At 46.5% G+C, this 25428-nt stretch carries 32 protein-coding genes; 26 read left to right on the top strand and 6 right to left on the bottom strand.

Going from position 1 to position 25428, the window contains the following annotated elements:
- Positions 1 to 51: 51 nt before the first annotated feature.
- On the bottom strand, positions 52 to 633 hold the full coding sequence (locus KNP62_RS08495; protein WP_214785229.1) for a CYTH domain-containing protein: 582 nt from the start codon (positions 631 to 633) through the stop codon (positions 52 to 54).
- Between the two features lie 109 nt (positions 634 to 742).
- Here KNP62_RS08495 and yjbM point away from each other — a divergent pair, with 109 nt between their 5' ends.
- The 3 genes from yjbM to KNP62_RS08480 are packed head-to-tail and all read left to right on the top strand — an operon-like array spanning position 743 to position 3063.
- A complete protein-coding gene (yjbM, locus tag KNP62_RS08490) occupies positions 743 to 1387 on the top strand; it encodes a GTP diphosphokinase (RefSeq protein ID WP_015881226.1) in 645 nt (214 codons plus the stop codon).
- Between the two features lie 11 nt (positions 1388 to 1398).
- Complete coding sequence (locus KNP62_RS08485) at positions 1399 to 2196, top strand: NAD kinase (RefSeq protein WP_214695497.1); 798 nt, start codon at positions 1399 to 1401, stop codon at positions 2194 to 2196.
- Positions 2197 to 2199: 3 nt separating this feature from the next.
- Positions 2200 to 3063, top strand: a complete 864-nt coding sequence (locus KNP62_RS08480; protein WP_214785228.1) for an RluA family pseudouridine synthase — start codon at positions 2200 to 2202, stop codon at positions 3061 to 3063.
- Between the two features lie 40 nt (positions 3064 to 3103).
- On the opposite strand, the gene KNP62_RS08475 is transcribed toward KNP62_RS08480, so the two are convergent.
- Complete coding sequence (locus tag KNP62_RS08475; protein WP_214695514.1) at positions 3104 to 4270, bottom strand: FtsW/RodA/SpoVE family cell cycle protein; 1167 nt, start codon at positions 4268 to 4270, stop codon at positions 3104 to 3106.
- Between the two features lie 149 nt (positions 4271 to 4419).
- Between KNP62_RS08475 and fabI the strand changes: the two genes are divergently transcribed.
- Both fabI and KNP62_RS08465 read left to right on the top strand, forming a co-directional pair.
- Entirely contained in the window at positions 4420 to 5193 is a 774-nt protein-coding gene (fabI, locus tag KNP62_RS08470; RefSeq protein WP_214695521.1) for an enoyl-ACP reductase FabI, read from the top strand.
- Between the two features lie 83 nt (positions 5194 to 5276).
- Positions 5277 to 5465 carry a hypothetical protein gene (locus tag KNP62_RS08465; RefSeq protein WP_074035057.1) on the top strand — a complete coding sequence of 63 codons (189 nt, stop codon included), beginning with the start codon at positions 5277 to 5279 and terminating at the stop codon, positions 5463 to 5465.
- Positions 5466 to 5467: 2 nt separating this feature from the next.
- Here KNP62_RS08465 and KNP62_RS08460 read toward each other — a convergent pair whose 3' ends face one another.
- Positions 5468 to 5977 (bottom strand): YjcG family protein, encoded by a 510-nt coding sequence (locus KNP62_RS08460; protein ID WP_214695523.1) that lies wholly within the window; start codon positions 5975 to 5977, stop codon positions 5468 to 5470.
- Positions 5978 to 6152: 175 nt separating this feature from the next.
- On the opposite strand from KNP62_RS08460, the gene KNP62_RS08455 reads away from it, so the two are divergent.
- The 7 genes from KNP62_RS08455 (at position 6153) to KNP62_RS08425 (ending at position 11734) form a co-directional block, all read left to right on the top strand.
- Entirely contained in the window at positions 6153 to 6698 is a 546-nt protein-coding gene (locus tag KNP62_RS08455) for a phosphatidylglycerophosphatase A family protein (protein ID WP_015881233.1), read from the top strand.
- Complete coding sequence (locus tag KNP62_RS08450) at positions 6698 to 7285, top strand: phosphatase PAP2 family protein (RefSeq protein WP_214785227.1); 588 nt, start codon at positions 6698 to 6700, stop codon at positions 7283 to 7285. Before KNP62_RS08455 ends, KNP62_RS08450 begins: the two co-directional genes overlap by 1 nt.
- Complete coding sequence (locus KNP62_RS08445; RefSeq protein ID WP_214785226.1) at positions 7282 to 7818, top strand: hypothetical protein; 537 nt, start codon at positions 7282 to 7284, stop codon at positions 7816 to 7818. The genes KNP62_RS08450 and KNP62_RS08445 overlap by 4 nt, the downstream gene beginning before the upstream one ends.
- Positions 7811 to 8002, top strand: a complete 192-nt coding sequence (locus KNP62_RS08440) for a hypothetical protein (RefSeq protein ID WP_214785225.1) — start codon at positions 7811 to 7813, stop codon at positions 8000 to 8002. The genes KNP62_RS08445 and KNP62_RS08440 overlap by 8 nt, the downstream gene beginning before the upstream one ends.
- Positions 8003 to 8152: 150 nt before the next feature.
- Positions 8153 to 10177, top strand: coding sequence for a BglG family transcription antiterminator (locus tag KNP62_RS08435; RefSeq protein WP_214785224.1), 2025 nt, complete (start codon positions 8153 to 8155; stop codon positions 10175 to 10177).
- Positions 10174 to 10440 carry a PTS sugar transporter subunit IIB gene (locus tag KNP62_RS08430; RefSeq protein ID WP_214739852.1) on the top strand — a complete coding sequence of 89 codons (267 nt, stop codon included), beginning with the start codon at positions 10174 to 10176 and terminating at the stop codon, positions 10438 to 10440. The genes KNP62_RS08435 and KNP62_RS08430 overlap by 4 nt, the downstream gene beginning before the upstream one ends.
- A 31-nt stretch (positions 10441 to 10471) precedes the next feature.
- Positions 10472 to 11734 (top strand): PTS ascorbate transporter subunit IIC, encoded by a 1263-nt coding sequence (locus KNP62_RS08425; protein ID WP_214748392.1) that lies wholly within the window; start codon positions 10472 to 10474, stop codon positions 11732 to 11734.
- A 48-nt stretch (positions 11735 to 11782) separates the two neighbouring features.
- Here KNP62_RS08425 and KNP62_RS08420 read toward each other — a convergent pair whose 3' ends face one another.
- On the bottom strand, positions 11783 to 12070 hold the full coding sequence (locus KNP62_RS08420) for a hypothetical protein (protein WP_015881237.1): 288 nt from the start codon (positions 12068 to 12070) through the stop codon (positions 11783 to 11785).
- Positions 12071 to 12343: 273 nt separating this feature from the next.
- Complete coding sequence (locus KNP62_RS08415) at positions 12344 to 13075, bottom strand: hypothetical protein (protein WP_214748386.1); 732 nt, start codon at positions 13073 to 13075, stop codon at positions 12344 to 12346.
- Between the two features lie 149 nt (positions 13076 to 13224).
- Between KNP62_RS08415 and KNP62_RS08410 the strand changes: the two genes are divergently transcribed.
- The 8 genes from KNP62_RS08410 (at position 13225) to nadE (ending at position 18808) form a co-directional block, all read left to right on the top strand.
- Complete coding sequence (locus KNP62_RS08410; RefSeq protein ID WP_214695532.1) at positions 13225 to 13800, top strand: GNAT family N-acetyltransferase; 576 nt, start codon at positions 13225 to 13227, stop codon at positions 13798 to 13800.
- On the top strand, positions 13797 to 14516 hold the full coding sequence (locus KNP62_RS08405) for an alpha/beta fold hydrolase (RefSeq protein WP_214785223.1): 720 nt from the start codon (positions 13797 to 13799) through the stop codon (positions 14514 to 14516). Before KNP62_RS08410 ends, KNP62_RS08405 begins: the two co-directional genes overlap by 4 nt.
- Positions 14503 to 15063: an NADPH-dependent FMN reductase gene (locus KNP62_RS08400; protein ID WP_214785222.1), complete on the top strand. Its 561-nt coding sequence runs from the start codon at positions 14503 to 14505 to the stop codon at positions 15061 to 15063. The genes KNP62_RS08405 and KNP62_RS08400 overlap by 14 nt, the downstream gene beginning before the upstream one ends.
- A gap of 68 nt (positions 15064 to 15131) precedes the next feature.
- Positions 15132 to 15371, top strand: a complete 240-nt coding sequence (locus KNP62_RS08395) for a hypothetical protein (protein WP_074035023.1) — start codon at positions 15132 to 15134, stop codon at positions 15369 to 15371.
- 85 nt (positions 15372 to 15456) lie between these two features.
- A complete protein-coding gene (locus tag KNP62_RS08390; RefSeq protein WP_214785221.1) occupies positions 15457 to 16548 on the top strand; it encodes a virulence factor in 1092 nt (363 codons plus the stop codon).
- Positions 16549 to 16793: 245 nt separating this feature from the next.
- Positions 16794 to 16988: a hypothetical protein gene (locus KNP62_RS08385; RefSeq protein WP_214695545.1), complete on the top strand. Its 195-nt coding sequence runs from the start codon at positions 16794 to 16796 to the stop codon at positions 16986 to 16988.
- A gap of 98 nt (positions 16989 to 17086) precedes the next feature.
- Positions 17087 to 17881: a BsuPI-related putative proteinase inhibitor gene (locus KNP62_RS08380; RefSeq protein ID WP_214785220.1), complete on the top strand. Its 795-nt coding sequence runs from the start codon at positions 17087 to 17089 to the stop codon at positions 17879 to 17881.
- Between the two features lie 111 nt (positions 17882 to 17992).
- Positions 17993 to 18808 carry an ammonia-dependent NAD(+) synthetase gene (gene nadE, locus KNP62_RS08375; protein WP_214748371.1) on the top strand — a complete coding sequence of 272 codons (816 nt, stop codon included), beginning with the start codon at positions 17993 to 17995 and terminating at the stop codon, positions 18806 to 18808.
- 44 nt (positions 18809 to 18852) lie between these two features.
- Here nadE and KNP62_RS08370 read toward each other — a convergent pair whose 3' ends face one another.
- Positions 18853 to 19239 (bottom strand): disulfide bond formation protein B, encoded by a 387-nt coding sequence (locus KNP62_RS08370; RefSeq protein ID WP_214748368.1) that lies wholly within the window; start codon positions 19237 to 19239, stop codon positions 18853 to 18855.
- Between the two features lie 108 nt (positions 19240 to 19347).
- On the opposite strand from KNP62_RS08370, the gene KNP62_RS08365 reads away from it, so the two are divergent.
- From KNP62_RS08365 to KNP62_RS08340, 6 genes are all read left to right on the top strand, one after another.
- Positions 19348 to 20226: a transcriptional regulator CcpC gene (locus KNP62_RS08365; protein ID WP_214785219.1), complete on the top strand. Its 879-nt coding sequence runs from the start codon at positions 19348 to 19350 to the stop codon at positions 20224 to 20226.
- Positions 20223 to 21344, top strand: coding sequence for an N-acetyldiaminopimelate deacetylase (locus KNP62_RS08360; RefSeq protein ID WP_074035009.1), 1122 nt, complete (start codon positions 20223 to 20225; stop codon positions 21342 to 21344). The genes KNP62_RS08365 and KNP62_RS08360 overlap by 4 nt, the downstream gene beginning before the upstream one ends.
- A 259-nt stretch (positions 21345 to 21603) precedes the next feature.
- Positions 21604 to 22992 carry a cytochrome ubiquinol oxidase subunit I gene (locus tag KNP62_RS08355; RefSeq protein WP_214785218.1) on the top strand — a complete coding sequence of 463 codons (1389 nt, stop codon included), beginning with the start codon at positions 21604 to 21606 and terminating at the stop codon, positions 22990 to 22992.
- 14 nt (positions 22993 to 23006) lie between these two features.
- Complete coding sequence (locus KNP62_RS08350; RefSeq protein ID WP_015881251.1) at positions 23007 to 24038, top strand: cytochrome d ubiquinol oxidase subunit II; 1032 nt, start codon at positions 23007 to 23009, stop codon at positions 24036 to 24038.
- Between the two features lie 131 nt (positions 24039 to 24169).
- The gene (locus KNP62_RS08345; protein ID WP_074035000.1) at positions 24170 to 24832 is read left to right on the top strand and encodes a potassium channel family protein; all 663 of its coding nucleotides are present in this window, start codon (positions 24170 to 24172) and stop codon (positions 24830 to 24832) included.
- A gap of 290 nt (positions 24833 to 25122) precedes the next feature.
- Positions 25123 to 25428, top strand: a 306-nt coding sequence (locus tag KNP62_RS08340; protein ID WP_214785217.1) for a helix-turn-helix domain-containing protein, incomplete at its 3' end; no start/stop codon positions are given.

The following is a 25428-nucleotide window of genomic DNA, read 5'->3' as shown; positions in this document are numbered from 1 at the left end:
CTTTGTAAACTCATTGTAGCAACGAAAAAAAAAGGTTGGCAATGTATCTGCTCAACCTTCAGACCGACTCATTTTTAATTCCATGAATCGAACAATTTTATTTTTGGCGGGACGGTACGGGAGACCGTGCTCTGCTAACAGTCGTTCGAATGCACGTTTGCCTGCTTCTTCATTCGTGACTTCAAATTCTATTTCATAGTCGGTCGTCTCCAAATAATGGCTTTCGTCTAAAACGAGAAGACCATCTTCTGTTTGATGTTCGGCTCGATTCGTCTCGAGGCGTCCGAGGTGTTCGAGTGCGGCATTCAGTTGAAACGGGGAGAGTGCTTGCTTCATTTGATCATCATGAATGATTCCGTACTTGAATAAGTCTTCCGCTTCTTCTTCAGTGATTGCGGCATGCGTTTCAAGTAATCCGACTTCGTTCGGTTGTTTCAATGTCAATACCTGGCCATGTTTCTTCTCACGAATTCGAAGGGCAGCACCTTGTTTTTTTAGCTGGAAGGTAGGCGTGTCGAAATAATCGTTCGCTTGCCAGCGGACTTGATCTTCTAGTTTGTAAGCTTGAATTAGTTTTTCATACTCATCTTTTGTCAACATCGATTTAAATTCAATTTCCACTTCTTGGGTCATAAATCATCGCTCCATTCTATGAACAATTGTTCGTTTATGATACCATACAAACGGATACATACGGAAAGGGCGCGTTTTTTCCGGAAAAGAACGAAAGTGGTGACAGCGTATGCAATCAGTGAACTGGGATCAGTTTTTAGTACCGTATCAAATCGCGGTAGACGAGTTGAAAGTAAAGTTAAAAGCCGTTCGTAAGCAATTCAAGTCGCAAAATGACCATTCTCCGATTGAATTTGTCACAGGTCGGGTTAAGCCGGTCGGGAGCATTCTTGAAAAAGCAAAGCGAAAAAATATTGCGGATCATGAGCTGGCGACCGACATGCAAGATATTGCTGGATTACGAATCATGTGCCAGTTTGTCGATGATATCGTTCACGTCTTGGATTTGCTTCATCGTCGGACAGATTTTAAAATAGTGGAAGAACGCAATTATATTACACATCAGAAAGATTCGGGCTATCGGTCGTATCATGTCATTATCGAATATCCGGTCCAGACGATTCATGGGGAGATTCCGACACTTGTCGAAGTGCAAATTCGTACCCTTGCGATGAACTTTTGGGCAACGATCGAGCATTCTTTAAATTATAAATATGATGGCGATATGCCTCTTGAAGTACAAGAACGATTGAGACGGGCAGCTGAGGCGGCATTTCTTCTTGATGCAGAGATGAGTCAACTCCGTGTCGAGATTCAAGACGCGCAGCAAGTGTTTCGGGATAAAGAGATGAATGTGAAAACAGACGAGGACTAGGGGGAATCGATATGCAGTTTGCGATTGTATCGAGGGGAGATGCGCGATCAGCGGAAATCGCCCAGGAACTGACTGAAAAACTTGAAGCCGCTGGGCATACGTTATCGGAAGAACCACGCATCGTCGTGTCAGTCGGTGGGGATGGGACGATGCTACAAGCGTTCCATAAGTATATTGACCGTCTCGATGAAACGCTTCTCGTAGGCATCCATACCGGACACCTCGGTTTTTATGCGGATTGGCAACCGGATGAATTGGATGAGCTGACGGAAATGATCACGAGTGAGTCGTTCGAACCGGTCTCATACCCGCTCGTTGAAGTACTGATCGATTACGAGAACGGAAAGACCGATCGTCAATTGGCGATGAACGATTGTACGATTAAAAACTATAAGCGGACGCTCGTCTGTGATTTGTCGATCCGCGATGATTATTTTGAAACGTTCCGTGGTGATGGACTGTGTATCTCGACCCCTTCTGGTTCGACTGCCTACAACAAAGCGCTCGGTGGTGCAATCGTTCATCCATCGATTGAAGCAATCCAAGTGACGGAAATGGCTTCTATCAATAATCTGGTCTATCGAACGATTGGGGCGCCGCTCCTCTTGCCGAAGCATCATCAAGTGAAAATCAAACCGCATACGAAAACGGAATTCGAATTGGCGTTTGACCATCAAGAAGCGTTATCTTGGTCAGACGTTGTGTCGATTCGTTGCGCGGTCGCAAAAGAAAAAGTGACGTTCGCTCGTTTCCGCCCGTTCCCATTTTGGCGGCGTGTACGCGAATCGTTCATTGAGGAAGGAAAGTAACGAATGCAAGGATTTATGATTCGTCGCGTTGTGGAGAAGGCTATTCCACTGCGCGACTTTTTAATGCAGGACCTCGGGATTTCTCGGAAGATGCTCACGCTCGTAAAACATGAAGGAGAAATCGAGGTGAACGGGATCCATCGTACGGTTCGGCACGTTCTCGAGCAAGGAGATGAAGTGGTGGTACGATTCCCGCCCGAGTCTCCTTCGACAGATATGGTCATCTCGGATAGACCGATTCATATTTTGTATGAAGATGAGACGGTGCTGGCAGTCGATAAACCAGCCGGAATCGCGACGATTCCATCACGACTGCATCCGACCGACACACTCGCGAACGCCGTACTCGGTTATTACCGACAAATCGGTCTGACCTCTGCGATTCATGTGATCAATCGACTCGATCGCGATACGAGCGGCGTCGTCTTGTTTGCGAAGTATGGCTTCATTCACCATCGGTTTAGCGAACTCCAGAAAGCCAATGCGCTCACGCGCTCTTATGTAGCCCTTGTAGAAGGAGAAGTCCCCATCCAAACGATTGATGCACCAATTGGGCGTGCCGAGAATTCCATCATGGAACGAATCGTTACTGAAGACGGACAGCGAGCCGTCACACACATACTCGATTGTCAGCAGTTTGGTGGCGACTCATTGTTGACGATTCGACTCGAGACGGGACGTACCCATCAAATTCGCGTTCATTTGCGTCATATCGGTCATCCGCTGATTGGGGACTCGATGTATGGGGGAGCGGCTCGAATGTCACGTCACGCCCTTCACAGCGCCTCTGCGCGCTTTATTCATCCGTTGACAGGAAAAGAAGTGATGATTGAAGCACCAATCCCGGAAGACTTTCAATATCTATAACAAAATCCCTTCAAGGTCATTATAGCCTTGAAGGGATTTTTCAATCGTCATCAAACATATAGGTTTTTGATTTAGAGGCTACGTTCATCACAAGACCGATGGCAATCATGTTCATGATGATCCCCGTTCCTCCGTAACTGACGAACGGAAGGGTGAGTCCGGTAATCGGTAATACACCAATTGTCATCCCGATGTTTTGGAAGACTTGGAACGTGAACATCGCAATGACGCCGGTGACGATGTAACTTCCGAACGCACTACTTGACTCAAGCGCGATATGAATCATGCGATAGAGGAACAAGAAGAAGACGATGATCACGAGCGCTGCGCCGATGAACCCGTAATGCTCGGCGATGACAGCGAAGATGAAGTCCGTCTGTGATTCCGGTAAATAGACGAGTCCTTGTCCATATCCGGCTCCGAACATTTGACCGGATCCAATCGCCTGCAATGATTTGATCAGCTGGAACGCCAAGTCGTCCGAATACTCATAAGGATAGATCCATGCCTGGAATCGGTTCAGGGCGTGACCTGGTACGAACGCCTGTAGTACTTCGAAATGAGAGAAGAACAAATACATGAACGTTCCGATGGTCAAAGCGGCTGCGCTGAACAGACCGAGTAACCATTTCCAGCCGATACCGGAGACGATGATGATTGCGCCGAGCATCGTCATCAAGACGAGTCCAGTACCTAAGTCCGGTTGCGTCACAATCAGACCGAGCGGTGGAATGGCGACTAACACCAATTTGACTAACAGCCACGTGTCGAGTTGAGACGAGCCGTATCGCTTGTTGTGGTCATATACAATCGTTGACATTGAAATGAGAAGGAACAACTTCATGAACTCTGCCGGTTGGAAACTGAATCCAGGTACGTTATACCATCCATACGCTCCGTTAATGTTCGGAACGAGTGTCGTATCGCGGAGCGGGATGAGTCCGACGAGCAAAAGGAGACCGAATGCATATAAGTACCAATGGATTTTTCGGAGCTGTTCATACTCGATTGTCATGATGGCAAACATCGCGAAAAAGCCGATGACGTACCGAATACCCTGTTCGAGAGCGAAGTTGATATGTTGAAGTCGGGTCGGCAACATCGGTTGTGCCGTATAGATTGCACCGAGGCTGATGATCATCAATAGGAAGACGATGGTCAATAGCGTCGTGTCTAAACTTTTAAAATATGATTGAATACGGTTCATAATGGAGTCGAGTCACCCTTTCTATACGTATTTTATCTTACCGCAACTTAAAAAAATCGCAATACGAAACGAGCCGGTTGACAAAACAGAAACCTTTCTGTAATCTGAGAACAGATATTATCACCAGGTACTAAAAAGGGGAGTTTATGATGTCAATTTTTCCAACGTTAACGAATAAAACTTATGTCGTCATGGGGATTGCCAACAAGCGTTCCATCGCATGGGCGATTGCTAAAACGCTTGATGAAGCGGGAGCAAAGCTCGTATTAACGTACGCGGCTGAACGTTTCAAGTCAAGTCTTGAATCACTTGCGAGCGAGTTGAAACAAGAAGCAATTTTGCTCGAGTGTGACGTAACAAATGACGAAGCGATTGAAACGACATTCCGTTCAATCCATGAACAAGCAGGGGAGATTCAAGGAATCGCCCACTCAATCGCGTTTGCAGATAAAGAAGCACTTCGCGGCGAATTCTCGGAAATGACACGTGGACAATTCGCGCAGGCGTTAGACATCTCGGCGTACAGTTTGACGGCTGTCGTGAAAGCAGCGAAACCATATTTTGCATCAGATGCCTCGGTGATCACGTTGACATACCTCGGTGGGGAGCGCGTCGTTCCGAACTATAACTTGATGGGTGTCGCAAAAGCGGCGCTTGACTCAAGTGTCAAGTACTTGGCAAACGAGTACGGTCCGCACGGTGTTCGCGTCAATGCAATCTCGGCTGGTCCGATTCGTACCTTGTCGGCTAAAGGGGTAGGCGACTTTAACAGTATCCTCTCGGAGCTTGAACAAAAAGCGCCGTTACGTCGAAACGTCTCTGCAGAAGAAGTAGCGTCGACAGGACTCTTCCTTCTCTCTGGAATGGGAAGCGGCGTCACGGGTGAAGTCATTCACGTCGATAGCGGATACCATATTTTATAAGTTTGGGAAATGGCGCAGTGATGCGCCATTTTTGTATTATCTAGCGGTTGAATGGGGTAAGTACCTATGAAGGAGGTCAGATCATGGGTCCTTATCAGATTGATTTTACTGTCGTTCAGTACGTCAACCGCCAAGTCCAGCCTTCAGGTCGAGCCAGCATCGAACCAGTGACGCGCATCAAACGCGTTCAACGTATCCGACCTCGGCGGGAAGAATGGTTAGAAGAAGAGCAAGAAAAAAACCCCGGTCGTTTTGTCGACCGGAGCATATAAGATTAGCCTCGGAAACGGAACGTCTCATAGACGTTCCATGTTTCATTTTCGAGTTCGTACATGACAGCCATCCGAGTGATCGTCTCTTCGAAATGAACTTGCTCCATCCGCATCCGTTCGAGGACATCGAACAGTTCGGCATCGGTCAAATCTTGACCGATTGTGATATGTGGCAAGAATTCATATTTTGGTGCCTGACCGAGCACGTCTTCGTGAAGTCGCTGCTGCAGAGCAGAAAGTTCACGTGTCGGCAACACTTTCAAATACAGCACGTTGTTCGTCGGCGCAAAAGAGCGGACACCATCGACTTTCAACTGAATCGGTTTAGTCGAATCCGCGACTTGTTGCAAGTACTCCAGTACTTTTGGCAAGTCTTCTTCGGACACCTCCGTCCGTTCCTTGATGGTCACGTGAGGTGAAATCAACGCATATTTTGTGTCATACCGTTTTCGATAAGAGTTCGCAAAATCTTGCACTTGTTTAGACGGAAATAAGACTACCCCAATCTTCATTCCTCTTCCCCCTTTAATCGTTTAACCTACATGTTTATGATGACCGATTTAATGAGGGAAGTCAAAGCGGGGTTCGTCTTTTTTCGATTTTTCAGTATAATGGTTATATTAACTAGAGAGATGATGACTCTCTGAACGAAGGGATGTGAAGCGGGATTTTAATCCTGCGCCTATTATGAAACACGTACCACACTCACGAGATGTCCGTGAAGCAGCTCGTGCTCGCCTGCTCGAGCGCGGCGTCACGATTGAATCGATTGCCGAAATCGTTTATCAGATGCAGGCGCCTTACTCGCCGCATCTTTCGTTGAAAGATTGCATGGATTCCGTCGAGGCGGTTCTCGATAAACGCGAATTGCAACATGCCATTCTCGTCGGATCGGAGCTCGATATGTTGGCTGAGAAGGGACAACTATCTGAACCACTCTTATCCATCATTGCATCTGACGAAGGCTTATTTGGAGTGGATGAAACGATCGCAATTGGTGCCGTGAACACATATGGTTCGATTGCCGTAACGACGTTCGGGTACTTAGACAAGGCTAAGATCGGCATTATCAAACAGCTCGATACGAAAATGGATGACGGGCAAGTGCATACGTTCATGGACGACCTCGTCGGCGCGATTGCAGCGAACGCGTCTGGGCGATTGGCACATCGTCTTCGCGACATGGTCGACTTCGGTGAAGAAGAGATGCGTGAACGAAAAGGGTTGTATTGATGAAGTTGACACCGATGCAGGTAGTCATCACCGGGACGATTGCTTATGTGATTGTGTCGGTGTTTGTCGTTTTGGGAGCAGTTGGCCCTATGAATACGTTCGTGTATGAGTTGTTACAGCCGTTACCCGATCGTGTATTTGCATACGTCACAGAATTAGGGAGCGCCCAAGTCATAGTCGGGCTCTCAATTCTAGGTTTATTGTTTTGGTTGTGGCGCGGTAACCGCGTCGAGGCATGGAGACTCGCGCTCGTTGGGATTGGGACGCTTCTTTTCACACAAGTGCTAAAGCTCGTTTACGGAATTGATCGCCCGCTTATTGATGCGTCCCTCGATGCGACGACATATAGCTTTCCGAGTGGACATGCATCAGGATCGCTGGCGTTATATGGATTAATGGCTTATGTCTTATATCGCAAGAGACAGTCAACATTCGCCATCATTGTACTTGTGTGCCTCGTCCTTGCGGTGTCGCTCAGTCGAGTCGTCTTGAACGTCCATTACTTTAGTGATGTGATTGGAGGCTGGCTCGTCGCGTTGACTATGATCGCCTTATCTGAATGGGTTATAAGGAGGAAAACGGTTTGATCGTCGTTGTAGATGTAGAGAAGTGGTTATTTGTTCAAAAGAAAGAAGCGGATGAAGCGTCGGTCCCTACGATTTTAGTAGAGAAGAAAATGGAGGGGGCCACGTGGTTCACTTCCATGAAGATTTTATTTCAATTGAAAAAATGGACGGGTCAACGTCAATTCGTTCCGTTGTTAGCTTATGATGAGGAAACGTATCGCTCGTATGAAGTTTTCCACGTTGATGCCGTCCCTCCGATGGCGTTACTTGACGGGGGACGAACGTTACTCGTGAATAATCAACGAGACGAGTCATACGATTTTGCCTTGCAGGGAAGTGGGCACGTCTCAGAGACGTCAATCTTATCGTTTGCGCTCGACTATCTTGAAAAGATGACGAATGAACGTGTCGTCTTTGCAGGAGATGAGACCATCAATGCCGGTCACGTCGTCCCAACCGAGTTATGGGATGCGACAAATCGATTGAATTCTGGGTCACGTTTGTTCGAATGGATTCGAGAAGAAGACGCACGTAAGGAGAATGGACATGACTGATTGGGAAATGAAGTTCCAACAATTGCTTGATCAAGAAGTGGACGAAGTCCAAGTGCCCCGAGAAGATTTTTTGAACGCTCGTACGATTTTGATTGAGAAAGGCTGGCTCTTTCAAGTTGTAGGTGAAGCCAAGCATGGCGGAATCACAATTTATCGCCGCAATCCGGTTGCACCGACTTCTTAACCGAAAAAGAGATGAACGATTCGTTCATCTCTTTTCTTTGTGTTCATGTACAGACAGAAGTTTGTGGGAGTGTCTCCGAAAAGTCTGTCGTAACCGCTTACATTTTTAGGATCGATTCGTTTTATACTACAGGTGTAGGAGGCCTCTACCATGCAATTGAATGAAAAAAGTAAACGAATATTAAATGTCATCCTGCATGAAAAGCAGATGACCATCGAAACGTTAACGATGATGCTCCCATATTCTCGTCGGACAATCGAATATGAACTAGAGCGTATTCAGGAATGGCTTGATGGTTCTGGTCTATCCAATCTGAAAGTAGATGGGGCAAAAATTGAATTGACAGTGACAGAAGCATTGATTGAGCAAGTGGAGCGTGCGGAATTAGTTTGGTCAGAAGAAGAACGTGAGCTTGTCATCACGCTCTATGCCATGACACAAGAAGAGTTTCTCTCAAGTTTTCACTTTCAACATTTGTTAGATGTGTCCAAATATACCGTTCAAGAAAGTTTAAATACGATCAAGAAAAAGGCTGCACAATTCGGTCTCGATTTCTCTTATACGAGAAAAGAAGGCTATCGGTTTAACGGTCATTTCCAAACGATCACGTTGTATGTGTATCGGACGATTGAACAATTACTCGATAAATCGACGTTCTCACAATTGCTCGACCTATGCTTTGACGATTGGCAAGAGGAGTTCAAAGAGCGAGTCCGTCAGATTGAGCAGTTTGAAACCCTCAAACAGTTTCAATTTGTGGAAAGTCATCGCGAAAAAATGGCCTATTTCCTTCTGATTGGTTCGAGATTATCGCCGGATACATTCGTTCGTGATGAGGACTCTTGGTTGCCGGAAAAAGTTGAACAGTCTGTAAGGACGCACTTTCAAGATGTGCCACAACTGTGGGATATGTTGATGATGCTCATCCAAAGTGGTCCGAAAGTGTCGGAAGAGATGGATGAAACGGTTCAACAAAATCTTGCTGCTACGATGATTCAGGTGATTGAGCGATTCGAGGGATTGAGTTGTACACGTGTCATTGAACGGGAGGCATTATGTGAGAAATTAGTGCTTCACGCCAAAGCGACACTTAAACGTGTTCATACGGAAGTCATGCCGCCAGAAGAGTTAGAAAGATATGTATTGAAAGAGCACCGGGTATTGAATGTGATTGTCGATCGTTCACTCGACCCAATCCGAAAACAAATTCAGGCAGAACTTCCGAAAACGGAAGTCATGTATTTCACGTTGCATTTTGCAGCGCATCTTCATCAACAAGGGCAACATCTTGATGAGAAAATGAAAGCGATTGTCGTATGCCCGAGCGGGATTAGCGTGTCGCATATGCTCGACCATATTTTGAAGAATCAATTTCCGGACTTTGTATTTTTACCACCAATCTCGCAACGTGACGTGTCAGAATTTGCTCCACTTGTCGATTTGATTTTCACAACGGTCCCCTTGCCGTTGGCCGTTCAACAACAGGCACATGTGACACTCGTTCCGACACTTCCGACAAGGCTCGAACAACTCGCTTTGAAGCGACAAATTCATCAGCGCTTTCTTGCGAATGGGGGACTCGCTCGATTAGATGTGTCTGACATTCTCGAAGTGGTGAAAAAATATGCGACGATCCATCAAGAATCGCAATTGAGAAAAGAATTAAATCATCTCATCCAAGATGAAACGACGACAGATGAATGGAAAGGGGGACAACCCGTGCTAAATCAACTCGTAACAAAAGATGAAATTCAAATTCGCGATCATGTGTCGAATTGGCAGGAGTCCATTCGTCTCGCGGCCGAACCACTTGTCCAAAACGGATCGATCGACACACGTTACGTTGAAACGATGATTGAGAACGTAGTAGAACATGGTCCATACATCGTTCTCATGCCTCAGATTGCCATCCCGCATGCGCGACCAGAGGATGGTGTGAATCAACTGGGGATGAGTGTCCTAAAACTAACAGAACCGGTCTTCTTCCCAGGGGATAAACCAGTCCGTGCATTCTTTGTGCTCGCGGCCATTGATCAAACTACTCATTTAAAAGCACTTGCACAGTTGACAGAGTTATTAGGAAACGAACAAGACGTGTCCCTCGTATTAGAAGCAGACACGGTAGAGAAAATTGTTGAGATACTCGATCGATATTCAGAGGAGGAAGAAAAATGAAAAAGATTTTAGTAGTATGTGGGAACGGATTAGGGTCAAGCTTCATTATGGAGTTGAACGTGAAAAAAGCGCTTGAACAAATGGGGAAAGAGGCGGATGTTTCACATACAGACATTGCGACAGCGCGAACTGAACCTGCTGACATTTACCTTGGGGCACAAGATATCATTGGCACACTCGATGATGGGGCGAAAGAAATCGTTGCACTTGAGAATGTCATGAACATTGAGGAAATTAAATCAAAACTTGAAGGAAAAGTATAACTAAAGAATTCATCGTAAAGGGGGAGCGCTTATGCTTGATTTGATTATGCGAGATATATTGGGGACACCAGCCATACTGGTCGGTTTGTTCGCACTCATCGGGCTCGTTTTACAGAAGAAAGACATTGCTTCCATCGTCTCTGGTACGCTTAAGACAATTATGGGGTTCGTGATTATCGGAGCGGGGGCCGGCGTCATCATTGCGGCTCTCGATATTTTCGGACAGATGTTCGACGAGGCGTTCAGTATTCGGGGAGTCATCCCGAACAACGAAGCGATTGTCGCAGTTGCACAAGACGCATTTGGCGTTGAAACAGCTATGATCATGGTCTTCGGGATGGTCATGAATATCGTGCTGGCTCGCATCACGCCATTTAAATACATTTTCTTGACGGGTCATCATACGTTATTCATGGCGAGCTTACTTGCAGCCATTCTTTCCGTATCTGGTCTTGATGGTACACTCTTGATCATCATTGGATCGGTATTGCTTGGACTTTGTATGGTCTTATTCCCAGCCCTTCTTCAACCGTTCGTTCGACAGATTACGGGATCGGATGATTTTGCGGTCGGACACTTTGGCTCACTTGGTTACTTTATCTCTGGAACGATCGGAAAATATGCCGGGAACAAAGAGCACTCGACGGAACAAATTCAAGTACCAAAGCAACTTGGCTTTCTACGAGACACATCCGTCGCCGTCTCGTTGACGATGACTTTATTATTTGTGGTCGTCGCCATCTTTGCGGGACCAGCATTTGTGGAAACGGAATTATCAGGTGGGTCGAACTACATCGTCTTCTCCATCATCCAAGCGATTACATTCGCTGCAGGGGTATATATCGTTCTTGCCGGTGTACGGATGTTGATTGCAGAAATCGTGCCGGCCTTCAAAGGGATTGCCGATAAGATGGTACCGAACGCAAAACCTGCGCTAGATTGCCCGACCGTCTTCCCATTTGCACCGAACGCGGTTATCATCGGATTTTTAGCGAGCTTTGCAGCTGGACTGTTCTCGATGTTCCTTCTACCTTTATTCGGTTTGGCTGTCATTGTACCAGGACTGGTTCCACACTTCTTCACAGGAGCGACAGCAGGAGTATTCGGGAACGCTACCGGTGGACGTCGCGGAGCGATTCTTGGATCGATCGCCAACGGGGTATTAATCAGTTTCTTACCGGCTCTCCTCTTACCGCTTTTGGGGAATCTCGGGTTTGAAAGTACGACATTTGGAGATTCAGACTTTGCCCTCGTCGGTATTTTGGTTAGTTGGCTCGTTTCATTGTTCTCATAATATGAAAAATGAGGTCTTTCTCCCATCTGGAGACAAGACCTCATTTTTTTACGCGTTCGAAGCGAGTTTAATTTTTTGTCGTTTCATCTTGTGGAGTAACCATGCATAGAGGACTTCACAAGAGTTGTGAGGAAGGGTCAGTTCCACGAGTGGGTGGGCATGACCAAATATAGTGAAGCGCGAATGGTCCTCGTCGAGCAGAGAGACTTGAATGTCAGTCGCATCCTGAAGTGAAATGCGTTGTTCCCCTGCGTGAGCATCTTTAAGTTTCAGCATTTTTCCATTCGTCGCAAACTTGGTGAACGAAGAGACTCCTTGTACTTTCAGTTGTTCCATTTCGTGTATCTATCCATCCGCGTGATGAATAGATTTTCACCTCGCTTTCTCTATATTGCCTTCCATTCCTCCAGAAGGTTATTCCTAGTATAACGCCTCGTCCGAAAAAGAAAAGTGTTAATTTAACAAAAAATTAAGACAATTTGTTATCAATTTTTAAGAATAGCGTTCATACCCGTTCATGAAGGGAATTGACTTGAAACAATCGGTCTGAAAATAACAAAAAAGAACCTCGTTTTCAGAGGTTCGATTCCATTTCTTACATCCATGACCTTATAATCGTTCAATGTGCCACGTGCGACGACGATACAACAATTGTCCTTTCAGCGCGATTGATTCTTTTTTGGCGTCAAAGTCTTCTTCGAGGACGGACATGTCTTCGTAGCGACCGGCCACATAGAAGGAAATCACGATTTGACGATTGAACAGGCTTCGTTTCGTGTGATCAAAATCGATGATGAGCCCTTGAGGTGCCAAGTCGAGCAACTCATCGATGACAGGGAGCGGTATCGGGACGAAGCTAATGTTACGGATGTCTCGGTCCAATTTGCTTTGCAACATGTTTTGAACGAAACGATTGATCGTCGACCAATCACGGATGTAGAGACTACTGTGCCGGTCGTTCGCTTCATTGAAGAACGCAATCTCGTTATCAAGTGAATCCAGAAACGGCTTCTTAATCCCGCGCTCCATATGGCTTAAAAACAAGATCTCTGCGATTTCGTGATCCGACAGCGTCTCAAGCGTATTGTAGTCTGGGAAATCAATTGCAGTGAATGTCGTTTGGTTATTTAAATACTTAGACGAGAATGAAGAGAGCTCATGCGCTTCGATATATCGGAAACGCGACCTAGAAGATTGCCTCATTCCTTTGATATCGGTTCGACAAATGATCATCGGTCTCGTGACGGAAAGGGCCTCTGTAATGTCGGCCAATGTCACGCCATGTAGCGTAAAGCGCTGGACATCTCGGTCTTGTTTTAAATAAAAGAGTTGTTTTGACATATGTTATCCCCTCAGTTTGACATACTATGTTCATAGTAGCAAAAACACATGATTTCCGCTATCTTGAGACGGTTCAAGAGGGTTGAGTTCGATACATTTGGGAAAATAGAAGTATACTTGAGGAAACGAAAAGGAAAGGCGGGTTCCACATGTGGGGATTGAAACGTAGTTTTCCTGAGCTCGCTACGCCCCGGTTTATCCTGCGAGAGCTAGAACCGCGTGATGCTAGAGCACTTTATACCATCTTATCCACTGAAGAAGTGATGCGTTATTATGGGTCGGACCCGTTGCTTGCTGTTTATGAGGCGAAAAATGTCATCGCCTATTTTAAAGACCAGTTTCAACAAGGCAAAGCGATTCGCTGGGCCATCTGCGATCGATTGACAAACGAGTTGATCGGGACAATCGGTTTTCATAATTGGACACCCCAGTATTACCGGGCTGAAATCGGATTCGAAGTTTCTCCTCATTATTGGAGACAAGGGGTGGCTTTTGAAGCGGCGACTGCCGTCATCCAACATGGATTCGAAGAGTTCAAGTTTCACCGAATCTCCGCCTTGGTGGCACCAGGAAATGAAGGGTCGAATCGCCTCGTTCAAAAACTCGGATTTATAGAAGAAGGTCTCTTACATGATTATGCATACAGCCATGGTCGGTTCATGGATTTGACGATGTATCGGCTACTCAAAACAGAATGGGAAGAAAAGGAGCACTCAATGATATGAAAGCACTCGTATTGTTACATGGATTGTGCGGTTCGCCAACATATTTTGAACAGCTAGAACCGTTATTGAATGCCGAAGTTCATGCATTCACACTTCCGGGTCATGCAGGAACGGAAGTCGGACCAGAAACGATGGACCAGTTCGCAGATTGGGTCATGGAAGAGATTCGACTCCGAAACCTTGAACAACCACTCGTTATCGGACATTCGTTTGGAGGATATGTGACGACCAACCTCGTTCGTCGATATCCTGAAGAACTATCCGGCTTTGGGTTGATGCATTCGACCGCTGCCTCTGATTCAGAAGAAGCAAAAGAAAAACGGAACGGGGCAATCAATAAAGTCATTGAAGAAGGGGTGAAGCCGTTTATCGACGGGATGATCCCGAATGTCTTTTCGAAGGAGTCAAATCCTGCACTCATCGAACAAGCAATCGAGATTGGATACGAGATGTCGGTTGAAGGGGTTGTAAACGCACAACGAGCAATTCGTGACCGTGAAGACGAAGTCGATACTGTTCAGGCGACTAAACTCCCTGGTTTATTCATTTATGGGGAGAAAGATCCGAATATGGACGAGACACGGGCATTTTTAGGTGCTGATAGTCATACGAAAGTGATTGTCCCATACAGTCACATGGGGATGATGGAAGGTCCTGAAGAGGAAGCGGAAATCGTGAATCAGTGGATTCAGGAGGTAGAGAATGGGAAAATATAAATTAGTCGCCATGTCAGGGAGTCTTCGAAAGAAATCATTTAATACCGCTCTTTTGCATTCGATTATTGAACTGGCTAAAGATGATTTTGATATTGAAGTCGTCTCCATCGAGCTCCCGCTGTTCAACGACGATTTGATTGATCCGGATGAACCGGAAGTTGTGGCCGCTTTGAAGCAAGCCGTTCGAGAAGCCGATGGATTATTGATTGTTACACCTGAATATAACCATAGCATCCCTGGTGTCTTAAAGAATGCAATCGACTGGTTATCGCTCGAGCCGGGGACGCCACTTCGAGATAAACCGGTCATGATTGCTGGTGCCTCACCAGGCATCCTCGGAACGGCCAGATGTCAAATTCATCTCCGACAAGTATTTGCCACAAATCGTGCAAATGTTTTACCGGGAAATGAAATTTTCATTACACATTGTAAAGAGAAGATTGATGACACTGGATTGCATGATGAGAAATCGATTCATCAAATCAATAAAACATTATCCGAGTATCGTAAATGGATTGAATTTTGGAAGCGTAACGCAAAAAATTAACTTGAAGTCGTTCTTTTTGTTTGATAGAAAGGAATTGTGAAAACAAACACAAGAGGAGCGACACCAAAATGGAAACTTACATCGAACTGTACAATGGCGGCGAATTAGGTGATCGGGCGGTAATGAACGATGGAATGACGTTTGGACGGATGACGATTGTTGAATTGTTCTATCAATCCAATCATATTTTTGGTTACGTAAAAGAGAATGGTGAAAAACGTTTCTTCCTTGAACCGATTTCAGAGGACGACACGTTTACTGTGGATGGTACGACGTATTCACTCCAACAGTTTATTGCGTTGTTCTAAATAGAATAGATGGGTGACTTGAACGCAAGCGACTCGCTTGCGTTTTTTTGTCATTTTCGTCACGATTGAGAGTGAGGTGATGAGGATGAAACTAGTAGCAATTGAACCGACACCAAGTCCGAATAACTTGAAGATTATTGTGGACCCTCCATTTGAAGGGAGAGGTACCACATACGACAAAGCGAGTACCGATGCCCCAACGATTATTCAAGAAATCGTTGGTCTTCGAGGCGTCAAATCCGTATATGCGGTATCTGATTTTCTCGCTGTCGAGCGTCATCCAAAACATGACTGGCATGACGTGATGAATGAAATCCGACGGGCGTTCGGGGAACAAGTCGAGGAAGTCGAATCTGCACAGATGGATACAGACTATGAACCGGTCCATGTATCCGTTCAGTTCGTGCTCGATGTCCCGATGCAGTTGAAACTCGTCAAAGGGGACGAGGAAAAACGGATCGGACTGTCGAAACGATTCGTCGACGCGGCCATGGAAGTTCAAGCACAAGTGAAGAATGTCATTCAAGACCGCCGTTGGGTGGAGCAAGCCCCACGCTACGGTGAATTGGATGAGGTCAGTGTCGTCGCTCAAGAAGAGTTAGAAGCTGCGTATCCACAAGAACGTGTAGAGCGCACCGTGGCTCGAGCGTTTGGGCGAGAGGCTGACTTTGAAGCAAATGCGAACCACTTGCAATCTGACAATTGGAAAGACCGGATGGCTTTCTTAGACGAATTGGACATTCAAGACGAGAATATGATGTATTTCCGCCGTGCACTCGAAGATTCCGTGATGGCGATTCGCCGACAAGCTGTCGTCATGATCGGGATGTTTGAAGAACGTCGTGAGGAATATGTCACATATATTGAACAAGCACTCGTAGATGCATCTCCGATCGTGCGACGTACGGCCGGGGATACGGTCTCAGATTGGGCGTTACCTCAATCTCAACCTTCGATGATTGAAGCGCTGAAAGACAAGAATAAACTCGTTCGTTGGCGTGCGGCTCGTTTCTTGTTTGATTGTGGAGACGAACGCGCTGTTCCGGCTTTGACGGTTGCTGAACAAGACCGCGAATTTGAAGTTTCGTTGCAGGCACGACTCGCGAAAGAACGCATCACAAGCGGAGAAACGGCTCTCGGTACAGTGTGGCAACAAATTTCAAACCGTACGAAGTGATGTTTCGTTCGACATGAGATGAATCAATTTCATTTACATTTTCAGGAAAAGAGAGGGGTCCGCAAGGCGGATTCCCTCTCTTTTTCGATATCTTATATGCACAATTCACCATTTGACTAACATTTGATGTAAGCGTTTCGACAATAGGTAAAATGTCACTGTTCCCCTGTCGAACGATAGGACCTACATCTTGGTTTCAGATTGGTACACTAGGTTTATCACAGATGAACAAAGGAGCCATACTTATGATGTTGTTTGCAGAAACGCCTGAACTTGTAGCTTATAAAGAAGTGGTAGGAGAGACGATGGTCGTCACGTTCGAATCGATGCATAGTGAGACGTTCTCCATTTCGGCTCAAGTCCGGTCTGATCTCGATATCGCTGATTCGTTGTTCATGACCGGTTGGCAACAGTACATGGAACAAGCTAAAGTTTCGTAAAAAAGGTAAATAATATAAGGAAAATCATTACAAACGTCTGCACTTTGTATACACTAGTGCTATAGACGTTTTTTATTTTGTTGAGGAGAGTGGGATCCATGAAAAAAACTTGGTTACTCGCCGTCGTGACGGCAATCATACTAGTCGTAGCAGGATGTGGAAAAGAAGAGGCGAAACCGAGTCAAGTGAATAGCGATTCGTCTGAACCACCAGCTCCATTAACACTTGACACGGAAATGGCATATGACGCGTCAGCTAATACATTATCAGCAACTGTCAAGATGACGAATCCGAATGAAGAGGCGGCGAAGGTGACGTTCAACTCATCACAACGTTTCCAATTGATCATCAAACAAGGTGACGAAACCGTGTTTGACTATGGTAGCGAATATATGTTCACGGAATCAATTATCGAAGAGACGTGGGAAGCAGACTCGCAAAAAGTATTCGATGAAGTCTTCCCGTTAGAATTGGCAGCCGGTGAATACTCAGTCGAAGTGATCGGGCTCGGCCAAGTCGATGGGGCACCGGAGATCGCCGTGACGGATGAGACGTCTTTCACTGTTGAACGAGTAGCAGAAGAGCCAGAAGAGGACACAACAGAAACGCCAGAAGAAACACCTGCATCTGAACCGCAAACAGACGGTGCGTTCCGTGACGTAAAAATTGATTTGAATGATACGATGATTCAAGTCAGTGGCTTCACGGAAGAAGTAGAGTTTGAATGGTCTGTGTCAGACGGGCATAACTTGTATGCACAAGGTGCGGCAGAAGTAACAGGCGGAAGCTTCACATTTGGTGTGTTGCTCGATGAAGCACCAGCGGAAGGTCAAAAATTATTCCTCGAATTGACACCGATTGGTGGAGAAGTTACGTCATTCCAAATTCAATAATCATGAGACGGAAACGATTGTTTCCGTCTTTCTTTTGTATGTCGCTAGTTGACGGGGTTTGTGAATTATCAGACAATAAAACGAAATGAGAGAATTATGGGAGGGTCATTCATGCAACAACATATTATCGAATCAACACATGTCAAACCGACCATCGATCCGCAGGCGGAGATTCGTCAACGAATCGATTTCTTGAAAGCGTATGTGAAACGTGCCGGTGCGAAAGGACTTGTCCTTGGAATTTCAGGTGGACAAGACTCTAGTTTGGCAGGGAAACTGTGTCAGCTCGCCATGGAAGAACTACGAGCGGAAGATGCGGGGGACTACACGTTTTATGCGGTAAGATTACCGTATGGCGAACAACATGATGAAGATGATGCCCAACTCGCCCTCGAGTTCATCCGTCCGGACAAGTCACTCACCGTCAATATCAAACCTGCCGTCGACGCATCGGTAGAAGCGTTCCGACAAGCGACAGGTCTTGAGTTGAGTGACTTCCATAAAGGGAACACGAAAGCGCGTGAACGGATGAAGGCGCAATATGACATCGCGGCAACGTTTGGTGCACTTGTCGTCGGTACGGACCATGCAGCGGAATATGTGACGGGATTCTATACGAAACACGGAGACGGGGCGTGTGACCTCACACCGTTGACTGGTTTAAACAAACGTCAAGGGAAAGCGTTGCTTCACGAACTAGAGGCGCATGAACGAGTCATTTATAAAGTGCCGACAGCAGATCTCGAAGACGGTCGTCCTGGCCTGCCTGACGAAGTGGCGCTCGGCATGACATATGACCAATTAGATGATTATTTAGAAGGTAAATCCATCGACCCGGTGATTGCGGAGCGGATTGAGACGATTTTCAAACGTTCACGTCATAAGCATCACATGCCTGCTTCTCTATACGACGAGTGGTGGCAATAAGGAAAGGAGGAGCTGTCTTGATGACGGCTTCTCCTTTGTATGTCTTACGCTTTTTTGAACGGGACAAATTGAATGATGAGAATACATGTAAAGGCGATAAAACTGAGAAGTGGGATGGTAACAAAACCAAAGTAATTCACCCAGCGAATGAGACAGTCGTTCGTGCAGAAGGCTTCTCCGTTCGGAATACGTTCTAGGATGACGTGATAAAGACTGATACACCAGCCGGCGCCGGCCATGATTCCGACGAACAATCGATTCACATCGCGGGCGGTCAGCATGATCGTCAAGTAGTAGATGGCGAGTGGATACATAAAAATACGTTGGAACCAACACAGTTTACATGGTAAAAAGAGCATGACTTCAGAGAAGTAAAGGCTGCCAAGCGTCGCGACGGTCGCAACGATAAAGGCGAAATGATGACGTTGCATCAGATTTCCTCCTAACAATCAAATTGATGAATAAACATGATATGATACATTGAAACAAATACTTATTCAGTATACAATCTTTCAAACGATAGAGAAACAGGTGACGTCATGCAAGTATCGGAAGTAGAAGTGTTGATTATCCTTGCAGAAGAATTGAACATGCGCAAAGCGGCGGAGCGGTTATTCGTCTCCCAACCGGCGCTCAGTCAACGGCTCGTGACGATTGAACATCAATGGGGAAAAAAAATCTTTGTCCGTTCGACACGTGGTCTTGCCTTGACGCCAGACGGGGAGAAGATCATCGAGTTCGCCAAGAAAATGTACAGTGAAGAACAAGAGTTACGAAGCGAGCTGACGGCAAATCCGGGAGAAGTATATGGAACGTTAAAGATTGCTGTCGCTTCCATCATGGGTCAGTATTGGCTCCCGAAAGTGTTAAAGACGTTCGTGGAGCGATATCCGTCTGTCCGTGTCAAGTTAGTCACCGGATGGTCGAGTGAAATGATGCGTTACATGCTTGAGGAGAATTTTCATATCGGCATCATTCGAGGGAATCCGGATTGGCGCGGGGAGCGCATGAAGCTGTTCTCTGACTCCTTACACTTGGTCGATTTAAAAATGACAGACCTCTCCCAACTAAAAAATAACGAACGCTCATTTATTCAGTTTAAGAGCGATTCGACATATTACCAGGAAATATTAGAATGGTGGCAGGAACGATTTTCGAGCCCGCCGCTCACCACACTCGTCGTCGATCAGATTGAAACGTGTAAACAGATGGCGTTACATGGAATAGGCTTCGCCATTTTACCGGAGTCGACCATTAAAGATGTCAATGAAATGAACAAGATTCCGTTGACGTCCTCGAGTGGTGTCCCGCTTGTTCGGGACACGTGGATGCTGTCGACAGAATCGATGTTGGAATTGGCACAAGTACAAGCATTTTGGAACATTGTTGAAGAAGTTACGAAGGAGACTGAATCATGAATTGGGCAATCGAAGCAAGAAGACAACTGCATTTAATCCCGGAAGCTGGATATGAAGAATTCAAAACACAGGCGACTCTCGAACAACTGATCCGTTCGCTCGATTCTCCACGTGTTCATATCACGCACTGGCGAACGGGTCTTTTCGTACGTGTGGATGGTCTCGTCGGGGAGAAGACGATTGGGTATCGAGCCGACATGGATGGGTTGCCGATTACCGAGGAGACTGGGTTGGAGTTTGCATCGATTCATGAAGGTATGATGCATGCGTGCGGTCATGATGTTCATATGTCCATCGCACTCGGATTGATTAAACGGGCGGTCGAAGTCCCGTTCAACCACCATCTTGTCGTCTTCTTCCAACCAGCTGAAGAAGGGCCAGGCGGGGCGGAGCCGATGGCGAAATCCGAATTATTCTATCACTTCCGTCCGGACGCGCTATTTGGATTACATGTCGCGCCTGAATATCCGGTCGGGATGGTAGCTTCTAGACCAGGTGTATTATTCGCAAGCGCACGTGAACTCCATATTACGATTCATGGAAAGGGAGGGCACGGCGCATTCCCTCACGCAGGAATTGATGCCGTTATCGTCCAAGCCGCCCTCATCATGCAACTGCAAACCATCGTGTCACGGAACATTGATCCGATGGGAAGTGCGGTCGTCAGCATCGGGAAAGTCGCAGCGGGAACAAAAGAGAACATCATCGCTGATACAGCCAAGTTAGATGGGACAGTACGCGCGTTATCAGACAAGGAGATGGTTGTACTTGAAAGCCGGATTCGTCAAATCATCGCCGGTGTTGAAATGACGTACAACGTTCAAATCGACCTTGAATTCGGCAATCGCTATCACGAAGTCGTCAACGATGAGCGCTATCTTTATCAGTTCGAAGAAGCGGTCGAAGAGGTAGGATATTCGTATAAGACATGTGTTCCCGCCATGACAGGGGAAGACTTCGGATATATGCTGAAACAAGTTCCTGGATTCATGGTTTGGCTAGGTGTGAACGATATGGGGTCAGGTCTCCATCAATCGACGCTCAATCCAGACGAACGAGCGATTGAAGTAGCCATCGAATTGTTTGACCACTATTTCCGAACGGTCATGATTCAATAACACGAAGCGGTCTTTGTTGAGACCGCTTTTAGTGTGCCCAAAAAAGAGTGAAGTGTGAGCAAAGAGGGAATCAAATATGAATGTAAAGCGACAATTCTGTGGCGATTGCTCAAATGTGAACATTTTGCAAACTCGAGCATTGAGACATTACAGCGCAATATAAAATCATTATGATGGAAGTATCGAAGGGTATTCATCTGTGATTGTCGTTTCATACATGGGTTCGAAGCGATAGAGAGAGATAGGAGGTAATCAATAGATGTTTCAAGATCCTGTCCTGATGAGCCGAGCATTAACGGCACTCACTTTAGGTTTTCATGTGATTTTTGCCACACTCGGCGTCGGGGTTCCACTTTTAATCTTATTGGCAGAATTTTTAGGAATTCGTAAAAAAGACCCGAAATATACCCTCATGGCTCGCCGGTGGTCACGCGGTTATGTCGTGACTGTAGCAGTTGGGGTTGTAACGGGTACAGCAATCGGTCTTCAGCTTTCGCTATTATGGCCGAACTTGATGCGCGTTGCGGGTCAAACGATTGCACTTCCACTATTCATGGAGACGTTCGCTTTCTTCTTTGAAGCGATTTTCCTCGGAATTTACTTGTACACGTGGGATCGGTTTAAAAATCCGTGGCATCATATGCTTCTCGGGATTCCAGTCGCAGTCGGTGCATTGTTCTCAGGGTTCTTTATTACAACGGTAAACAGCTTTATGAACCAACCGGTAGGATTTGATATCGTTGACGGTCGTTTGGCAAACGTCAGTCCGCTTGAGGCGATGTTCAGTCCAGCTATGCCGACGAAGATGGCACACGTATTGACGTCTGCGATTCTAACGTCTGCGTTCATCCTAGCGGCGATTGCAGCTGTACAGTTGTTACGTCAACGTCGTAATCAACTCGACAAGATGTCAATCGAATATCACAAAAAAGGTCTTCGCTTGACGATGACAGTCGCTTTGATTTTTGCGATTGCGACAGCACTTGTCGGAGACTTCTCAGGTAAGTATTTGGCACAATATCAGCCGGATAAATTAGCAGCAGCGGAATGGCACTTTGAAACCTCCTCCGAGGCTGAGTTGATTCTTGGTGGTTGGTTAGAAGATGACGGTGAAGGCGGATATGAAGTCCGAGGCGCCTTGAAGATTCCTTACGCGCTTTCTATTCTTGCCGGTGGTGTTCCGAATTATGAAGTGACAGGTCTCAATGAATTTGCGAAAGAGGACCAGCCACCGCTCTTTGTTCACTACTTGTTTGATGCGATGGTCGGAATCGGGATGCTTCTAGCGCTCATTTCTTTCCTATTCGTATTAGGGCGTTATATTAAACGTTTGAACCAGTTCAGTAAACCGATGCTCTTTGCGATCGCAGCCGGTGGACCGCTTGCGATGGCAGCGATTGAATTCGGTTGGTTCTTCGCTGAATTTGGTCGTCAACCGTGGGCACTTTATGAGTTGATGCGTACGAGTGAAGCAGCTACGACGTCGGCAAATGTCGGTTGGATGCTTGTCGCTTTCGCGATCCTCTATGCGGTACTCGGGACAGTCACGGTGGTCGTTCTATCACGTCTGTTCAAAGAGAACCCAGTAGGGAAAGAACTAAATCAATCCGAACATCGCGGTGAAGCGATGTTTGCGGATGAAGTGTGATCGGAGGGTATGACATGCAAATTCAAGAGTTAGGGATTGCCGTCTTATGGACGTTTCTATACGGCTATCTCATCGTCGCATCGATTGACTTCGGTGCTGGCTTCTTCGCATTCTATAGCCGTTATACAAAACGGGATCACTTGGTGAACCGTCTCGTTAAACGGTATTTGTCACCGACGTGGGAAGTGACGAACGTGTTTTTCGTCTTCTTCTTCGTCGGGATTGTCGGATTCTTTCCGGATACAGCTTATTACTATGGAACGGCGTTACTCGTTCCGGCATCCGTCGTGTTGATTTTACTCGCGATTCGCGGTAGCTTTTACGCATTCGCGAACTATGGGTCGAAAGAAAGCACGCTGTATATGTTCCTATACGGAGCCACAGGATTACTCATCCCAGCTTCGATGTCGACCGTATTGACGGTCAGTCAAGGTGGATTCATCACCGAGACGGAAAACGGCGTCTTCTTTGACGGCGCGAAGTTGTTCACCAATTTTTATTCATGGACAGTCGTCATCTTGGCGATTGTTTCAGTCCTCTATATTAGCGCGATGTTCCTCTTGTTCTATGCGGACAAGGCACGCGATCAAAATGCCGTCGAACTCGTCAGAAAATGGGCGCTATTCTGGAGCGTTCCGACGATTATCGCTTCTGGGCTCGTCTTCTTCGGTTTGAAGTCGCAAGCTGCTTGGCACTACGAGAGCATCTTAGGAGGAAACTGGTGGTGGTTCGCAATGAGCTTCCTCTTCTTCGTGATTGCCGTCTCATTCGTTTATATGAAGCGAAATTACGGGATTGCTTTCTTGATGGTCATGGGACAATTCTTCATGGCATGGTTCGGCTACGGATATTCACACTTACCGTATATCTTGTATCCGTATATCGATATCAATGGAAGTGTCGTCAACGAGTCGATGGCGGTGGCACTCGTCATCGTATTCATCTTAGGGTTGCTCCTTCTCGTTCCGGCGCTCTACTTGTTGCTCCGTTTGTTCCTGTTTGACAACGATTATGTACGTGGGAAACGTTCGAGCGGAAAAGCGTGATTGAAAAGATGGGATTTCCTTCATACGGAGGAGATCCCATCTTGTTTTTTTATATAGAGTTTTCAAGTGGAATCAGTTACACTGAACGAAGAATCAAGAAGAGAACATGTGTAGGAAAGGGATGTAATATCATGACAGGTGAATTTGCAGTCATTGGATTAGGGCGGTTTGGTGGGTCAATCGTCCGTGAGTTGTCTTCAAACGGATATGACGTCCTCGCCATCGATTCAGATGAAGAACGCGTCAATGAGTTCATGGGTTTGGCCACTCATGCCGTGATCGCGGATACGACAGATGAAAACGTGTTGAAGAGTTTGGGGATTCGTAACTTTGAACACGTCATCGTTGCCATCGGTGAAAACATTCAAGCTTCGATTTTAACGACGTTGATCTTAAAAGAACTTGGCGTCCAAATCATCACTGTCAAAGCGACAAACGATTACCATGAAAAAGTTCTCCGTCGCATCGGTGCAGATAATATCGTCCACCCAGAACGTGACATGGGTGTTCGAATCGCAAACGGTTTGATGAGCCAGAGCATTTTAGATTATCTTGAATTATCAAATGAACATTCGATTGTTGAAATTAAAGCGTCAGATAAGTTATCGAACAAATCGCTCATCGATTTGGACTTCCGTGCGAAGTATGGGGTCAACATTGTCGCCATTCGTCGTGATGATGATGTCATCATTTCGCCGCAGGCGGATGAGATGATCTTATCAGAAGATATTTTGATTATCATCGGAAAAGATACCGATTTAGACAGACTTGAACGGACGTTACGTTCGAAATAAAAAAAGACCTCTTGAGCGATACCGTGATCGTTGAATCGATTGATCCAACTCGGCGGTTTGACGCAAGAGGTCTCTTTTTTAACTAAATCAGGCGAGAATTCTCCCTCCTCTAAGCGTCTCGGGGTGTATCCTGGCGTAGGTGGGGGATGAATCGCCCGGTCCAAAACTCTTTTTCCCTGTGACAGATGTGACGAACAGAAGTTCGTGATTCCGTCAGATTCTCCCTCCCCTTCCGCGGGTATCGGATGAGGAGGACACATCACGATCTTCTGGAGGGAGAAGGGACGGACATGCTGAAAGGTTACACATACAGGCTCCACCCGACGCCGGCACAGGCCGAGTTCCTCATCAAGACGATCGGCTGCGCCCGATTCATCTACAACAAGCTGCTCGAGGACCGCATCGCCATCCGCGATGAGGCGAAAGCGGGGATCGTGACGAGACGGAAACCGGCGACACCCGCATCCTACAAGCCCCTGTTCCCGTTCCTCGCCGAGGCGGACAGTCTCGCGAAGTTCTTCGCCGGGACGGGCGGCTTCCCGGCCTTCAAATCGAGACGACGGTCGCGTGCCTCCTACACGACGAACAACCAGCAC

The sequence above is a fragment of the Exiguobacterium sp. s183 genome, from assembly GCF_018617655.1.
Lineage (GTDB): Bacteria > Bacillota > Bacilli > Exiguobacteriales > Exiguobacteriaceae > Exiguobacterium > Exiguobacterium aestuarii_A.
Note: the sequence above shows the minus strand (reverse complement) of the source record. Positions and strands in the feature narration are given on the sequence as shown.

What these genes read in the sequence shown, in the direction of transcription:
- KNP62_RS08495 (WP_214785229.1), bottom strand. Translation starts at nt 633, where the DNA reads ATGACCCAAGAAGTGGAAATTGAATTTAAATCGATGTTGACAAAAGAT.
- yjbM (WP_015881226.1), top strand. Translation starts at nt 743, where the DNA reads ATGCAATCAGTGAACTGGGATCAGTTTTTAGTACCGTATCAAATCGCG.
- KNP62_RS08485 (WP_214695497.1), top strand. Translation starts at nt 1,399, where the DNA reads ATGCAGTTTGCGATTGTATCGAGGGGAGATGCGCGATCAGCGGAAATC.
- KNP62_RS08480 (WP_214785228.1), top strand. Translation starts at nt 2,200, where the DNA reads ATGCAAGGATTTATGATTCGTCGCGTTGTGGAGAAGGCTATTCCACTG.
- KNP62_RS08475 (WP_214695514.1), bottom strand. Translation starts at nt 4,270, where the DNA reads ATGAACCGTATTCAATCATATTTTAAAAGTTTAGACACGACGCTATTG.
- fabI (WP_214695521.1), top strand. Translation starts at nt 4,420, where the DNA reads ATGTCAATTTTTCCAACGTTAACGAATAAAACTTATGTCGTCATGGGG.
- KNP62_RS08465 (WP_074035057.1), top strand. Translation starts at nt 5,277, where the DNA reads ATGGGTCCTTATCAGATTGATTTTACTGTCGTTCAGTACGTCAACCGC.
- KNP62_RS08460 (WP_214695523.1), bottom strand. Translation starts at nt 5,977, where the DNA reads ATGAAGATTGGGGTAGTCTTATTTCCGTCTAAACAAGTGCAAGATTTT.
- KNP62_RS08455 (WP_015881233.1), top strand. Translation starts at nt 6,153, where the DNA reads ATGAAACACGTACCACACTCACGAGATGTCCGTGAAGCAGCTCGTGCT.
- KNP62_RS08450 (WP_214785227.1), top strand. Translation starts at nt 6,698, where the DNA reads ATGAAGTTGACACCGATGCAGGTAGTCATCACCGGGACGATTGCTTAT.
- KNP62_RS08440 (WP_214785225.1), top strand. Translation starts at nt 7,811, where the DNA reads ATGACTGATTGGGAAATGAAGTTCCAACAATTGCTTGATCAAGAAGTG.
- KNP62_RS08435 (WP_214785224.1), top strand. Translation starts at nt 8,153, where the DNA reads ATGCAATTGAATGAAAAAAGTAAACGAATATTAAATGTCATCCTGCAT.
- KNP62_RS08430 (WP_214739852.1), top strand. Translation starts at nt 10,174, where the DNA reads ATGAAAAAGATTTTAGTAGTATGTGGGAACGGATTAGGGTCAAGCTTC.
- KNP62_RS08425 (WP_214748392.1), top strand. Translation starts at nt 10,472, where the DNA reads ATGCTTGATTTGATTATGCGAGATATATTGGGGACACCAGCCATACTG.
- KNP62_RS08420 (WP_015881237.1), bottom strand. Translation starts at nt 12,070, where the DNA reads ATGGAACAACTGAAAGTACAAGGAGTCTCTTCGTTCACCAAGTTTGCG.
- KNP62_RS08415 (WP_214748386.1), bottom strand. Translation starts at nt 13,075, where the DNA reads ATGTCAAAACAACTCTTTTATTTAAAACAAGACCGAGATGTCCAGCGC.
- KNP62_RS08410 (WP_214695532.1), top strand. Translation starts at nt 13,225, where the DNA reads ATGTGGGGATTGAAACGTAGTTTTCCTGAGCTCGCTACGCCCCGGTTT.
- KNP62_RS08405 (WP_214785223.1), top strand. Translation starts at nt 13,797, where the DNA reads ATGAAAGCACTCGTATTGTTACATGGATTGTGCGGTTCGCCAACATAT.
- KNP62_RS08400 (WP_214785222.1), top strand. Translation starts at nt 14,503, where the DNA reads ATGGGAAAATATAAATTAGTCGCCATGTCAGGGAGTCTTCGAAAGAAA.
- KNP62_RS08395 (WP_074035023.1), top strand. Translation starts at nt 15,132, where the DNA reads ATGGAAACTTACATCGAACTGTACAATGGCGGCGAATTAGGTGATCGG.
- KNP62_RS08390 (WP_214785221.1), top strand. Translation starts at nt 15,457, where the DNA reads ATGAAACTAGTAGCAATTGAACCGACACCAAGTCCGAATAACTTGAAG.
- KNP62_RS08385 (WP_214695545.1), top strand. Translation starts at nt 16,794, where the DNA reads ATGATGTTGTTTGCAGAAACGCCTGAACTTGTAGCTTATAAAGAAGTG.
- KNP62_RS08380 (WP_214785220.1), top strand. Translation starts at nt 17,087, where the DNA reads ATGAAAAAAACTTGGTTACTCGCCGTCGTGACGGCAATCATACTAGTC.
- nadE (WP_214748371.1), top strand. Translation starts at nt 17,993, where the DNA reads ATGCAACAACATATTATCGAATCAACACATGTCAAACCGACCATCGAT.
- KNP62_RS08370 (WP_214748368.1), bottom strand. Translation starts at nt 19,239, where the DNA reads ATGCAACGTCATCATTTCGCCTTTATCGTTGCGACCGTCGCGACGCTT.
- KNP62_RS08365 (WP_214785219.1), top strand. Translation starts at nt 19,348, where the DNA reads ATGCAAGTATCGGAAGTAGAAGTGTTGATTATCCTTGCAGAAGAATTG.
- KNP62_RS08360 (WP_074035009.1), top strand. Translation starts at nt 20,223, where the DNA reads ATGAATTGGGCAATCGAAGCAAGAAGACAACTGCATTTAATCCCGGAA.
- KNP62_RS08355 (WP_214785218.1), top strand. Translation starts at nt 21,604, where the DNA reads ATGTTTCAAGATCCTGTCCTGATGAGCCGAGCATTAACGGCACTCACT.
- KNP62_RS08350 (WP_015881251.1), top strand. Translation starts at nt 23,007, where the DNA reads ATGCAAATTCAAGAGTTAGGGATTGCCGTCTTATGGACGTTTCTATAC.
- KNP62_RS08345 (WP_074035000.1), top strand. Translation starts at nt 24,170, where the DNA reads ATGACAGGTGAATTTGCAGTCATTGGATTAGGGCGGTTTGGTGGGTCA.